Annotated in this window: 5 protein-coding genes; 2 read left to right on the forward strand and 3 right to left on the reverse strand. The window is 69.7% G+C overall.

Annotated elements, in window-relative coordinates; genetic code table 11:
- Window positions 1–81: 81 nt before the first annotated feature.
- The 3 genes from KY572_RS10815 to KY572_RS10825 form a co-directional block, all read right to left on the reverse strand.
- Window positions 82–5385, reverse strand: a complete 5304-nt coding sequence (locus tag KY572_RS10815) for a trifunctional serine/threonine-protein kinase/ATP-binding protein/sensor histidine kinase (RefSeq protein WP_224242471.1) — start codon at window positions 5383–5385, stop codon at window positions 82–84.
- Window positions 5386–5437: 52 nt separating this feature from the next.
- The gene (locus tag KY572_RS10820; protein ID WP_224242472.1) at window positions 5438–6886 is read right to left on the reverse strand and encodes an amidohydrolase family protein; all 1449 of its coding nucleotides are present in this window, start codon (window positions 6884–6886) and stop codon (window positions 5438–5440) included.
- A 568-nt stretch (window positions 6887–7454) separates the two neighbouring features.
- Window positions 7455–9074 carry an LVIVD repeat-containing protein gene (locus tag KY572_RS10825; RefSeq protein ID WP_224242473.1) on the reverse strand — a complete coding sequence of 540 codons (1620 nt, stop codon included), beginning with the start codon at window positions 9072–9074 and terminating at the stop codon, window positions 7455–7457.
- Window positions 9075–9335: 261 nt separating this feature from the next.
- Between KY572_RS10825 and KY572_RS10830 the strand changes: the two genes are divergently transcribed.
- Both KY572_RS10830 and KY572_RS10835 read left to right on the forward strand, forming a co-directional pair.
- Window positions 9336–10604: a PQQ-dependent sugar dehydrogenase gene (locus KY572_RS10830; RefSeq protein WP_224242474.1), complete on the forward strand. Its 1269-nt coding sequence runs from the start codon at window positions 9336–9338 to the stop codon at window positions 10602–10604.
- A 450-nt stretch (window positions 10605–11054) separates the two neighbouring features.
- Window positions 11055–14534, forward strand: coding sequence for a kelch repeat-containing protein (locus tag KY572_RS10835; RefSeq protein ID WP_224242475.1), 3480 nt, complete (start codon window positions 11055–11057; stop codon window positions 14532–14534).
- Window positions 14535–14558: the final 24 nt, after the last annotated feature.

Below are 14558 nucleotides of genomic sequence, written 5' to 3' on the forward strand. Positions count from 1 at the left end.
CCGAACCCGTGCGAGGAGTTCGCATTCTACCTCAGGCGCCGGAGCACCGGGCCCAGGCCCCGTCACGCCTCCTCGGGGACGTCAGGAGGACTTCTGGATGGGGAGCTCGAGCGTGGCCGTGGCGCCCTTGCCCAGCCCTTCGCTCTCCAGCAGCAGGCGCCCTCCCATCGCCTGCGCCGCCAGCGCGCTCGAGTGCAGGCCAAAGCCATGGCCCTCCTTGCGCGTGGTGAAGCCGTGCGCGAAGAGCTGCCTGCGGACGTCTGGCGTGAAGCCCCTGCCGCTGTCCACCACCTGGATGCGGACCAGGTTCCCCTGGGGCAGCTCCAGCCGCACGCACAGCGTCCGCTGCCCCTCGGGGGCGTCGTCCATGGCGTACTTCGCGTTGCTGATGAGGTTGATGAGGATCTGCAGCACCTTGTGCTTGTCCACCCGCACCCGGGGCAGCGAGGCGAACTCGCGCTGCACGGACACGCCGTGGCGCTGCAGCGCGGCCAGCTGGAAGCGCAGGCTGTCCTCGATGAGCTGGGCCAGGTCCCACTCGTCGAGGATGAGCGACGTCTTGGCGTAGTCCTGCTGCACCCGGACGATGGCGTGGATGTGCTCGATGTGCAGGCCCATCTCGTACATGTTCATCCGCAGCTGTGTCCGCTCGTTGAGCAGCTCGTCGGTGAGCGCCGCGAAGTAGCCCGGCAGGACGCGGCCTCGCGGGTCCTTCGTCAGGAAGCTCACCAGATCATCCCCGTGCTCCTTGAGCATGGAGGCCAGCTGCGCCGCCCGGTCGATGCGCGACGTGGCCACCACGGCGCGCATCTGCTCCAGGTTGATGACCGCGCTGGTGAGCACGTTGCCGACGTTGTGCAGCACGTTGGAGGCGATCTCCGCCATGCCCGCCGCCCGCGCCGTGTCCACCAGCTGGGTCTGCGCCTGCTTGAGCTCGCGCGTGCGCTCCTCCACGCGCCGCTCCAGCTCGTCGTTGGCGCCGCGCAGGGCGGTCTCGGCGCGCTGCACCTCGGCGTACAGCCGCGCGTTCTCGATGGAGATGGCCGCCTGCGAGGCGAGCTGCGTCAGCAGCGCGATGCGGCCCGGGGTGAACGCCCCGGAGGCCAGCCTGTTCTCCAGGTACATCACCCCCGACAGCGACTCCTGGCGCAGCAGCGGCAGGCAGAGCACGGACCGGGCGCCGCTGTGCTCGAGGTAGGGATCGGCCGAGAACGGATGGGGCTCCGCCGCGTCGCCGATGAGCACATGCTCATGCGTGCGCCGGACGTAGGAGATGATCGTCCAGGGCAGGGCGGCCTCGGCCCCCCCCGGAGGCGCCTGCTCGCCGCCCGAGGCGCTCCGCGTGTCGGCCACGGCCACGAGCTTGTCCCCGCGCGGCAGCAGCAGCGCCCCATGCTGGGCTCCCGCGCTCTCGGTGGCCACCCGCATGAGCGTGGACACCAGCCGCTCCAGGACGATCTCGCTGGAGACGGCCTGCTGGGCCTTCACCACGGCGAGCGCGTCGAGCTCGCGGGACTCCGAGGTGGTGGTGCTGGTGACGGCGCTCGAGGGCGCCACCGAAGTCACCAGGGCCGGCCACAGGGCGTCCAGCTGCTTGACCTTGCCCTGCGCTCCCCACCGCGCGTACGCCTCCCGGGCCTGGCGCGCGTAGGACTCGGCGATGAAGGGGGCCTGCCGCTTGCGGTAGAAGCTCGCCGCCAGCTCGCACACGAGGGCCACGTGCTGGATGAAGCCGTGCTCGCGCGCCAGCCGCAGGGCCTCCTCGTACGCGGGCAGCACCTCCTCCAGGCGGCCCCGGAGCCGGGCCAGCTCCGCGAACACCAGCCGCTCGAGCGCGCGGAACGTCTCCGGGCAGTTGCCCGCCCACTCCTCGAGCTGTCGCCAGTGCTCCTCCGCCGTCTCGAGGTAGCGCCGCCGCTCCGCCTCCGCCGCCCCCTCGCAGCAGGCGATCAAGGTGAGGGCGCGGAAGAGGTGGTAGTCCAGGAGCGGGATGATGCCGATGAAGGACCAGATGAGCGCCGCCGCCTTGTCCCCCGCCGCCCGGGCCTCCGCGTAGGCGCCACACATGAAGCGCGCCTGCATCTTGGCGAGCCAGTACTGGCACACCATGCTGCTCATGTGGGCCGGCGTCAGCCCGTCCTCGAAGGCCTCCTCGTCGAAGCCCTCTCCGTCCAGCGTGCCGAACGTGAGCGAGCGGCCCCGCAGCTGCTGCACGTAGCGCATGACGATGAGGGTGGTCTCCATCACCCCCACGAAGCCCGTCTTGCGCATGAAGTCCACCCGGGAGAGGGCGTCCTCGTAGACGTCGTCCAGGCCGTGGCCCATGGCCAGCCGGTTCCAGACGAGGTGGCCGACGATGTAGCAGGCGAACAGGTAGTTGTTCGTCTGCAGCGCGTGCTGGAAGCCGCTCAGGGCGTGCTCGTGCGCGACGGCCAGGGGCCGGCACCAGTAGCTGATCATCTCCAGGTTGAAGAGCGCCCGGGTCCGCTCGTGGTTCAGGTTGTAGCGCTCGACGAGCGCGCAGGCGAGCACGCCATAGGCGTGGGCCTCCTGGTAGCTCTTGAAGAACTTCCCGAGCAGCACTCCGAGCGAGCTGTACCCGATGACCGACTCGTGGGTGTTGCCGTAGCGCAGGCTCAGGGAGACCATCCGGCAGACATGCAGGACGAGCAGGTTGTTGTCGGTGAAGTAGGCCGAGGGGAACATGCGCGCCAGCACGCTCATCACCGGCTTCATGTCCGCGTCCGTCATCAGCGGCAGCTCGACGAGGCTCTCGATGGAGCGCCCCCCCAGCAGGGCCTGAAGCTCCGCGCGCGCCGCCGCGGCCTCCTCCCAGGTGGGGTGCGGATCCATGGGCATGCCCAGCAGGGCCAGGCACTCCAGCAGGCAGGTGACGGAGGCCTCAATCTCCCCGGAGATGAGGTGCAGCTCGTGCATCAGGCCGTAGGCGGCGGCGATGTCCGTCCGGCTCCGGGCCCGGGTGCGGAGCCCCTCCAGCAGCCGGCGGGCCTCGGCGGCGTTGCCGTTCATCAGCTCGCTGCTGGCGCGATCGAGCTGCACCTTGAAGGCCAGCGCGTAGTCCGTCTCCCAGGCCTCGCCCGGGATGAGCTGGAAGGCCATCGACAGGTAGGTGGCGGCCGAGTCGTGCGCGCTCGAGGCCCGGGCCCGCCGGCCCGCCTCGGCGTTCAGGCGCGCCAGGCGGTGGCGCTCCTCCGGGCTGGTGATGAGCTCCACGCCGGTGTTGAGCTGGCTGACGAGCTCGAAGAGCTGCTCGCGCACCTCCTCCGGCGACAGGCTCTCCAGCAGCAGCCGCCCGATGCGCAGGTGGATGGCCTTGCGCGCTCCCTCGGGGATGAGGGCATGCGCCGCCTGCTGGATCCTGTCATGCAGGAACCGGTACCGCTCCGAGGCGCTGCGCACCACCAGCCCCTCCTGGAGCGCCGGCTCGAGGCCCTGCTCCGCCTCGCCCACGTCCATGCCGGCGATGATGGCCAGCATCCCCAGCGAGAAGCTGTTGCCCACGCACGCCGCCAGGGTGAGCAGGTGCTGGGTGCTCGCGGGCAGCTGGTGCAGGTTGCGAGCCATGAAGTCGACGATGTTGTCGGAGTACCCCCTGGCGCGGACGCCCTCCGCATCCCACCGCCACCCCCCGCCGGGCGCGCGGCTGAGGAGCCCATCGTGGTGCAGCGCCAGCATCAGCTGGAGCAGGAAGAACGGGTTGCCCCCTGTCTTCGCGTACACCTGCTCCGAGAGCGGAGCGGTGAGCTCCGCCTTCGCGCCCGGCAGCGCGTCGGCCACCAGGTGCTGGAGCTGCTCCAGGCTCAGCGGCTCGAGCTGGAGGTCCGTCACCCGCGTCTTCGCCTTGCGCACCTCCGCCAGCGTCATCGTCAGCGGGTGCGAGGGGCTCACCTCGTTGTCGCGGTAGGCGCCGATCCACAGCGTCGGCGGCGCCGCCTCCTCGGTGAGCAGGGACTGCAGGAGCCGGAGGCTGGCCAGGTCCGCCCACTGGAGATCATCCAGGAACACCACCAGCGGGTGCTCGGCGGTGGCGAAGACGCCGAGGAACTGGAGGAAGGCCTGGTTGAAGCGGTGCTGCGCCTCGGCGGGCGGCAGCTCGGGGACGGCCGGCTGCGGCCCCATGAGGAGCCCCAGCTGCGGCACCAGGTCCACCAGCACCTGGCCGTTGCCCTGGAGGGCCTCTCGCAGGCGCTCGCGCCACCGGGCGACCTCCTCGTCGGTGCCCGCCAGCAGCTGCTGCCCCAGCCCCCGCAGGGCCTGGGCCAGGGTGGCGTAGGGCACGTCTCGCTGGAGCTGGTCGAACTTGCCGCTCAGGAAGAAGCCCCGCCGCTGGACGACGGGCTTGTGCAGCTCGTGCACCACCGACGACTTGCCGATGCCGGAGTAGCCGCGCACCAGCATGAGCTCGGGCCGGCCTCCGCTGGCGATGCGCTCGAAGCCCTGGAGCAGGGTGGCGACGTGGGCGTCGCGCCCGTAGAGCCGCTGGGGGAGCTGGAAGCGGCTGGGGAGGTCCCGCTTGCCCAGCACGAAGACGTCGAGGGTGCCCCGGCGCAGGCCCTCCGCGCACTCCGCCAGGTCGTGCCTCAGCCCCTCCGCGCTCTGGTAGCGCTCCTCGGCGACCTTGGCCAGGCACCGCATGACGATGGCGGACAGCACCGGCGGGATGCTGGAGATGAGCTCGTGCGGCGGCCGGGGCTGCTGGGCCATGTGCGCGTGGAACCACTCGAGCGCGTCCCTCCCCTGGAACGGCCGCACTCCCGTGAGCAGCTCGTAGAACGTCACGCCCAGCGAGTAGAAGTCCGTGCGGTAGTCCAGCGCGCGGTTCATCCGCCCGGTCTGCTCCGGGGACATGTAGGCCAGCGTTCCCTCGATGAGGTGCGTCGGCGCCGCGTCCACATGCTCGGTGCGCTGGAGCGTGGCGGCGCCAAAGTCGATGATGCGCGGCTCGCCCAGCGGCGTGATGATGATGTTCGAGGGCTTGATGTCCTTGTGGATGACGCCCCGCAGGTGGATCTCCGCCAGCGTGGCGGCCAGCGAGACGGCCAGCTCGAGGAAGCGCTCGAGCCCGAAGGGGGAGCCCACCGCCTCGGAGAGGGGCACCCCCTGGACCTCCTCGAGGATCAGCACGGGCCTGTCGTGGATGCGCTCGCAGCCATGGGGCCGGGTGACACCGCGCACGCCCTGGAGCCGCTGCAGGATGCCGTGCTCCCGGCGGTACCGCTCGTCCTCGCGGGAGCCCACCACGGGGCCCACCGGCGTCTTGATGATGACCGGTGCGCCATCCTCCTCGCGCACCGCCTGGAACAGCATGTTCGAGCCATTGACGCGGACCGGACGATGGATCGTGTAACCCGGGAGCTTCAACATGGGGTGGAGTCCACCGCCAGGGCCACGTTCACGCAAGGCCCCGGGGACGGCCTCAGAAGAGCACGCGCTGGACTCCCGCCGCCTGGAAGATGTAGTCGCGCGAGGCCTCGAGCGCGGCGCGCAGCTGCGGCCAGTTCACGTCCACCAGGGCGCCCCGCCACTTGCGGATCCTCCCCGCGACGATGACCGTGTCCACGTTGCCGCGCTCCATCAACGTCACCACGGCGCCCGGCACGTTGTTGAGCGGGGCCACGTTGATGTCGTCCGCGCGCAGCATGATGATGTCCGCCTCCTTGCCCGGCGTCAGCGTGCCGACCTTGTGGCCGAGGCGGGCCACCCGGGCCCCCTCCACCGTGGCGAAGCGGATGACGTCGCGGCTGGTGAGCAGCTCGGGCAGGTTCGTCTCGCCGTTCAGCGCCCGCTCGTTGATGAGCGCCCGCTGGAGCGTGAAGGTGCTCCGCATCTGGGTGAAGAAGTCCGCCGTCAGCGTGCACTCGACATCCGTGCTGAGCGAGGGCTGCACGCCGTGGTTGAGCGCGGCCTGGATGGGCGGCATGCCGTGCCGCATCGTCATCTCGATGGGCACCGCCAGCGAGAGCGTCACGCCCGACTGGGCGATCGCCTGCCACGAGCCCTCGGAGATGCGCGTGGCGTGGATGAACTCGATGTCCGGGCCGAGCAGGCCCTCGCTCGCCAGCTGCTCCACGAGCGTCTCCTGGCCCAGGCTGCCGACGAGGTGGGAGACGATGTGCAGGCCGTTCTGCCGCGCCAGGGCCCAGTAGGTCCGGAAGGCGGGATCGAACACCTCTCCGCCCATGGCCAGCGTCAGGAGCTGATCCGTCGAGGAGAAGTACTGCCTGCGGAGCCGCTGGAGATCATTCGGGAAGATGTTGCCGGGGCCCACGCCCGGTGAGTACACGAAGACCGAGCGGCGGCCCGCGGCCTGGAGCCCGCGGATGACGGCGTCGGTGTGCTCCGGCGTGTGGCCCACCTGCGAGGTATCCACGACGGTCGTCACGCCCGCGTCCAGCTGGCTGAGCGAGGCGATGAGCTCGGCGATGAAGGCGTCCTGCGGACGGTAGACGGGCGTAATCTTGGTGTGGATGTAGTCCAGGTAGTTCTTCTCGCCGTGCGGCAGCCCGTCGTTGGACAGCAGGCCGTCCGACAGGAAGCTGCGCAGCGCGGTCTGGTACTGGTGGTGATGGGTGTCGACGAACCCCGGCATGACGATCATCCCGGAGGCGTTGATGACAATGGCACCCAGGGCGTTCAGGTTGGGCCCCACCGCGATGATCTTCTTGCCCTCGATGAGCACGTCCCCGCAGGCGAAGTCGCCCACGTTCGGATCCATGCTGAGCACCGCGCCGCCCTTCAGCAGGTAGCGCACGTTCAGCGAGCCGGTGTCCACGGGCAGGCCCGTGGGCCCGGTTCCGCTCTCGGGCGATACGCCGCCCGTCCCAGGCGCTGCCACCGCCGGTGTGGGCGCGGAAGAGGCTGCCACGGCTCCGAGGGCGGAAGCGCCTACCGCGAGAAGCTCGCGCCGGGAGGTACCTGGCTTCGGTGACGCGCCGTCATGCGGCGAGTGGTTCCCACAGAGCACCTGACACATGTCTCGTTTCTCCCTCTGGATTCACCAGAACCCTGGTTGCGCTACGTCTCCCGATGCACTCTCGATGAGCCCCTTGGAGCGCGCGGAGGATAACGCGCGGCGCAACACAGCGTCGAGGGAGCACCGGTCCGGTGGGAGCCGGGGTCACCTCCGACCCTCGAGGTCTGATCTCTCGGAGGTCGGTGTGGTTGTGAGGCATGAGCACGTCACGCGCGCTCACCGTCGCCTCGGGCGTGGGGTGGCTGGCCACAGCCAGGGTGGCGGAGTGGCCCTGCTCGCGGCGCCCAGGCTGTGGCCCGTCACGGTGAGCGTGACGCCCTGCCATCCCAGACGCCCGGAACGCGACCCCTCGCTGGAGCCTCGTCCCGGCGGACCCGATGCATTCTGGAGACAGGCGACGGAACTGGAGATGAAGCGGCTCACATGAATCGTGTGAACCGCTTCACATGGGGCGCTCGCCTCAGAGCTCCTTGAAGATGAGCAGGCCTCGCGAGGAGTCCACCCCGTACACGTAGCCATCTCCTGGGATGCGGATGCCGATGAGCCCATCGAAGACGCTCTCGGTCCGGTGCGGGTCCGTCTCGCGGACGGTGTTGTAGTGAGCCACCTGCCTGGGGCGCGTGGGGTTGGACACGTCCAGCACGCGCAGGCCGTCCTGGTACCAGGCGATGTAGAGCAGGTTGCCGCGCAGGAGGAGGTTGTGAATGGAGGTGAAGGGCCGGTGCGTGCGGAACTCGCCAATCTTCACGATGCGCTCGGGGCGGGTGACGTCGAGCACGCGCAGGTGGGAGTAGTTGTACTCACCGCCCTCGAAGGCGATGGTGAGCCCGGCGAAGGTGCCCACCGCGCTGTGGTGCGCGAAGCTGAAGTCCGGCCGGAGGTACGTGCCCAGCACTCGCACGTTGTCCAGGTCGGTGACGTCCAGGACGAAGTAGCCACCGTAGGAATTGCTGACATAGAGGCGCCCTCCGTAGACGAAGGAGTCGTGCGCCCCACCCAGGGAGGCATCGTCGGGCAGGGAGATGACGGTGCGCGGCTGGGGATCCAGCGGCTGGGAGATGTCATGCACGTGCGTGCCGCTGGAGGTGGCCATGGAGTAGAGCCGGTCTCCGTCGACGAGCACCGTGTGGGTGCCGTAGCTGCTCCCCGTCGTGAGGCTGCGCACGAACTGGGGCTCCGCGGGGTTGGAGATGTCGTAGACGATCGTCCCTGCCTTGTTGCTGGCCACATAGAGCGCGTCGCCCTTGGCCCAGACGCCATTCCAGTAGGTGTCCCCGGGCGGGGAGAGGGTCTTCTTGAGCACGGGGTTTCGAGGGTCGCTCACGTCGAAGACGGAGAGCCCACCGACGCGCACCTGGTGCGGAATGGAGACGACGTAGGCATGCCCCTTGGTGACGTAGATGTCCACGGGCAGGCCCACGGGCGTGTAGCCCTCCGAGACGAGCTCGAGGTTACCGGAGGACTCGGGCTCTCCGCCCCAGCTGGAGACGCGATGGCCCTCGAAGGTGCCCGACTGGATGAGCCGCGTCCGCGAGCAGTGCGCGTAGCAGCCGGTGATGATGTCGGCGCCTTTCTTCTGGCAGCCCGCCAGCGCGACGGTGGTGCCATTGCGAGGCTGGTAGCCACGGACGAAGAAGCGGCCTTCCCCCGTGTCGCGCAGGGTGAGGGGCTCGAAGAACATGGTGCCGCCGTCTTCCTGGAACAGGACGCCCGCGCTGCCGAAGGCGACGCTGCCCCCAGCCTGTGGAGGCCGCGAGTCCCGGAGGGGGAAATGGTAGATGGCCCCGTTGGGCAGGTCCGAGAGCGTCTCCCGGTTGCACTGGGAGAGATCGAAGCGGGACATCTCCTGGCAGACCTGGACGCCGCCGTCCCCTCTATCGAAGGTGCAGGGCGCGAAGCTGCCCTGGTCCAGGAAGTCCCCGCGCTCCTCGAGCTCGGTGTAGGTGCCATCCCAGACATAGGGCCCCGCGTCGGGCGTGCCGGCGTCGGCGGGCGGTGTGTCGGGTGAGTCGTCACAGCCTGAGAGCAGCAGCGACAGCAGGGCGCTGGCGGACACCAGCACTCGGAGCGGCATGGCCATGGAGCACTTCCCGGGAAATCGCTACGTGGAGGCGTTGGCGCTCCATGAGGATACCGTTGCACCTGCAACGCGTCGAACAAGAGAGCGAGAGCGCACCCTGACGCAGCGCTCCAGGTGAATGCCCGAAGGCAGCTTCCTGGACGCCTGGCGAGGGATCGCCAGCACACTAGCGGACACCCGCCAGATCGTTTGATGGCGCGCCTGTCCCACCTTGCATATTGGACCTCCAAGCAGACCCATTCCGTCCCTGGAGAGAGCTCCATGCGCACCTTGTCGATGGCCATCCTCGCTGCCGCCCTGCTGTCGGGCTGCAGCAGCAAGAACACCACCCCCCCGGAGGACACGCCGCAGCCCCCCGTCACGGAGCAGCCGCCCGAGGAGCCGCTTCCCAGTGGCCCCCCTGTCCAGACGGGCCCGCCCAACGTGCCCGAGTTCCAGCCGGCCTTCCCGGGCCAGACGCGCGTCCCAGCCATCCAGACGAAGACGGCCTTGCAGGTGACGGAGATCGCCACGGGCTTCAGGAATCCCTGGGCCATCGCCTTCCTGCCCGACGGGCGCATGCTGGTGACGGAGAAGCCCACCGGCTCGCTCTACATCGTCACGCCCCAGGGGCAGAAGTCTCCCGCCGTGGCGGGCCTGCCGCCCGTGGACGGCCGTGGACAGGGCGGTCTGCTCGACGTGGAGGTGGGCCCCGACTACGCCCAGAGCGGCCTCATCTACTGGACCTATTACGAGCCGCGCCAGGGCGGCAATGGCCTGGCGGTGGCCCGCGCGAAGCTCGTGGACGGCGCGCAGCCGCGCGTGGAGGGCCTGCAGATCATCTTCCGGATGATGCCCACGATGGAGTCGACCCTGCACGCCGGAGGGCGGCTGGTGTTCACCCCGGACGGCAAGCTGTTCGTCACGCTCGGTGAGCGCTCCATCCTCCCGGGCCGGGTGCAGGCGCGCGATGTGAAGAGCCACTTCGGCAAGGTGGTCCGCATCAACCCCGACGGCTCGGTGCCCCAGGACAACCCGTACCTGAGCACCGAGGGCGCCAAGCCGGAGATCTGGTCGGTGGGGCACCGCAACATCCTGTCCGCGGCGCTGGACCGGCAGAACCGGCTGTGGACGGTGGAGATGGGGCCGCGCGGGGGAGACGAGCTCAACCGCCCCGAGGCGGGCAAGGACTACGGCTGGCCCACCATCGGCTATGGCGAGGAGTACTCGGGCGCGCCCATCCACGAGAACACGCAGGGCGCGGGCATGGAGCAGCCCGTGTACTACTGGGATCCGGTCATCTCTCCCTCGGGGATGACCATCTACACCGGGGAGCTGTTCCCCGAGTGGCGCGACAACGTCTTCATCGGAGGCCTGTCCAGCCAGGCGCTGGTGCGGCTGATGATGAGGAATGACCGGGTGGTGGGCGAGGAGCGGCTGCTCACGAACCTGGGCGCGCGCATCCGCGAGGTGGTGCAGGGCCCCGAGGGGGCGCTCTACCTGCTCACCGACGACACCAACGGCAAGCTGCTCAAGCTCACCCCGCGCTGAGCCGAGGGTAGCGCTCCTGGCGCTGAACGGTGCCCGGCTGCCGGCGGCTGGGGCTCGAGGCCGGCCCACCGGCACCTCCTCCAGCGACTTCTCCGTCCACCGCCACCCGCCACCTGAGTCATGTGTCCCTGGTGGCAGAAATTGGTGAGGCCCGCGGAGCAGCACTACAGTCGCACTGCCAGTGTGAGTCCGTGCAGGCATTCACTGACAGCCTTCATGCCGGGAGAAGAGATGATGCAGCCCTCGAAGTGGTGGACCTCTCGCTTGCAGGGAGGTTCCGCCAGCCCTCCGCGTCTGCCTCGCTCATTGCTTCTGGGGCTCCTCTGCTCCGCCTTGATGGGCTGCGGTCAATCCATCTCCGAGCCCTCGAGCGGAGCTGCCACACCGTGGCAGACCCTCTCGAGCCGCTCCACAACCGCCCCCGAAGGGCAATGGAGCCCGACAGGAAGCATGGCTGCTGGACGGCTCCTGCACGTCTCCGCGCTCCTGCCCGATGGCCGCCTCCTCGTCGCTGGCGGTTACAACCGTTCCGCGGAGCTCTACAACCCAGCGACCGGCACCTGGAGCCGCACCGCGGACAGCCTCAACACGCGCCGCTCGGCCACCGCCACCCTGCTGCCCAACGGCCGCGTGCTCTTCGCGGGCCGAGGTGGCGCCGAGTGGGACAGCGGTATCAGCTCGGAGGTGTATGACGCTGCCAGCGGCGCCTGGACAGCAACGGGGGGGATGGTGGCGCCGCGCCTCTTCCACACCGCCACCCTGCTGCCAGACGGCCGCGTCCTCGTCACGGGTGGCGCGAGTGCCGAGTATGGCGGAGCCGTGCTGAGCACGGCTGAAGTCTTTGATCCCACCACCGGCACCTGGGCCGCGACAGCGCCCATGCGCTCGCCTCGGCGCAACCACTCCGCCACCCTGCTGAGCAACGGGCAGGTGCTCGTGGTGGGCGGCTCCGGTGCCAGCGGCCAGCCGCAGAACACGGCCGAGCTCTATGACGCGAACACCGGCACCTGGAGCCCGGCGGGCACTCTGTCGGTGGGGCGCGCCTACCACTCCGCCACCTCGCTGCCGAACGGCATGGTGCTCGTGGTGGGCGGCGGCGGCTCCGAGCAGGCGGGCAGCGCCTCCGCGGAGCTGTTCCACCCGCCGACAGGCTCCTGGACGATGACCGCCAGCATGGCCAGGCCTCGTCGCTCTCACTCCGCCACCCTGCTGCCCAACGGCCGAGTGCTCGTGGCGGGCGGCTTCCATGAATACACCGGCATCCTCACCTCGGCCGAGGTGTACGAGCCCTCCTCCGGGACGTGGCGCGACGCGGGGACGATGGCCACCGGTCGCTACCTCCACACCGCCGCTTTGCTGTCCACCGGCCGTGTCCTCGTCGCGGGCGGCTTCAGCAACGGAGACCAGGCGTCGGCGGGGCTCTACACGCCCGCGGGTTCCGACGGGCCCAACGAGCCCGAGGGCCCCGAGAATCCTTCCGAACCGGCCGGCACCAGCGTGCTGCTTCAGGTCATCGACACCGCGGGCAACCCCATTCCCGGGGCCGCCATCTCCTTTGGAGGGGCCGTCTTCCCCGTCGACAGCTCGGGCCACCGGCTCTTCGAGGGGCTCGCCCCAGGGCGCTTCCTCGCCCGCGTGGACGCGCTCGGCTTCACCTCCGCCACCGCCGTGGTGGAGCTGCCCGCGGGGGAGCACGCGGGTACCCAGGTGCGGCTGCTCCCGCTCCTGGCCCCCATCCCCTTCCAGGCCGAGCAGGGCGGAACGATCCAGACCCAGACGGTGCGCATCTCCATCCCGCCGAACGCCGTGGTGGATGCCCTGGGACAGCCCGTGACTGGCACCGTCGGCGTCACCGTCTCCGCTTTGGATCCCACCCACCAGATGGCCCTCATGCCGGGCCCGCTGGAGGGCATCACCGCCGCCTCCGGAAGCGCCGTGGAGCTCGAGAGCTTCTTCATGGCCGAGGTGAGCCTGTGGAGCAACGGCGCGCCGGTGCAGCTCGCTCCGGGCAAGTCCGCCACCCTGGAGTTCATCCTCCCGGCCGCCCTGGCCAACAAGCTCCACGCTGGGGACTCCGTGCCCGCCTGGTGGTTCGATCTGGACGCGGGCCGCTGGCGCGAGGAGGGCTCCGGCACCATCCAGCCCTCTTTGTCCCAGCCTGGGAAGCTGGCCTGGGTCGTCCAGGTCAACCACTTCACCTGGTGGAACTGCGATGCGCCCTGGACGGACAAGAGCTGTGTCAACGTCCTCGTCGTGGACGAGGCGGGTGTGCCCGTCCCGGGTGCGACGGTGCGCGCCGAGGGCGTGAGCTACACGGGCTACAGCTCCGCGGTGTCCGGCGCCAACGGCCGGACCTGCATCGACATCAAGCGCGGCAACACGGCCAACATCTCCGCGGGCATGGCTGGCCAACCCACCTCGAACACGGTTCAGGTGACCGGGACAGCGCAGGCGGCGGCCTGTGGCGCTGGCACCTGCACCGAGCTCAGCCTCATCGTGGAAGGGCTCATCTGCACGCCGGGCGCCTACGAGGAGTGCCCGTACTCGGGGCCCGCGGGTACCGAGGAGCAGGGGCTGTGCCGGGCCAGCCGCCGTCAGTGCAACGTGATTGGCACCGCGTGGAGCGATTGCCAGGGTGAGGTGCTGCCGGCACCCGAGAGCTGCTTCAGCCCCTTCGATGACGACTGCGATGGCCAGGTGAACGAGGGCTGCGCGTGCTCGGAGAAGCAGGGCCAGCCTTGCTATGGCGGCCCCAGTGGGACGGAGGGCGTTGGTATCTGCCACGGCGGCACCATCACGTGCGGCCTGTTCGGCACCATCCTCTGCCAGGGGCAGCAGGGCCCCAAGGCGGAGCTCTGCTGGACGCAGGAGGATGAGGACTGCAATGGCGTGAGCAACGCGTGCGAGAACGGGCCCACGGGGTGGACCGTGACAGGCTCCCTGCGCGCGCCTCGCCTCTTCCATGCCGCGGCGCTGCTGCCCGGTGGCAAGGTGCTCATCTCGGGCGGACGCAACCAGCTCGATAACGTCGCCACCGCGGAGGTGTACGACACCACCTCGGGCACGTGGAGCACCACGGGCTCCCCGGCCTTCCCGCGCCAGTATTTCGAGGCAACGGCGTTGCTCGACGGCAGAGTGCTCGCCACGGGAGGACAGAACGGAAGCTCCCAGGCTCTCGCGGCGGCGGAGGTGTACGAGCCGAACACGGGCACCTGGAGCTCCGCGGGCTCCATGGCCACGGCTCGATACCATCACACCGCGACCCGGCTGCTCGACGGCAAGGTGCTCGTCGCGGGGGGCTCCAACCTTCGCGGCAACGTCGCGACGGCCGAGCTGTATGATCCGGCCACGGGCACCTGGAGCACGACAGGCTCCATGATCACCCCTCGCCAGTCCCACGTGGCAACCCTGCTGGCCAACGGTCAGGTGCTGGTCGTCGGGGGACAGCAGGGAAGCACCACCCTCGCGACAGCCGAGCTGTACGATCCGGCCACGGGCACCTGGAGCGCGACAGGCTCCATGATCACCCCTCGCCTCTGGCACGAGGCGACGCGGCTGCTCAGTGGCAAGGTGCTCGTCGCGGGAGGAGCCGCGCGGGCCGACGGTGGCGCCTTCGCGTCGGCGGAGGAGTACGACCCGGACACGGGGACCTGGAGCGCTAGCGGCTCCCTGGCCTCTCCGCACTATCATCACACCATGACCCTGCTGCCCGACGGCAAGGTGCTCCTCGCGGGAGGACAACGCGACGGCGTGGAGAGCAACACAGCGGAACTCTACGACCCAGCCACGCGAACCTGGAGCACCACCCACTTCATGTCCGCTCCTCGCAGGATCCACACGGCGACACTGCTTCCCAATGGCAGAGTGCTCGTCGCGGGGGGCGCCAATAACGGCGGCGCCGTCGTGCCGGCCGAGCTGTACACGCCCTGAGCTCCCCTCCATCCCGTGGATGGA

The sequence above is a fragment of the Hyalangium gracile genome (assembly GCF_020103725.1).
Classification (GTDB): Bacteria; Myxococcota; Myxococcia; order Myxococcales; family Myxococcaceae; genus Hyalangium; species Hyalangium gracile.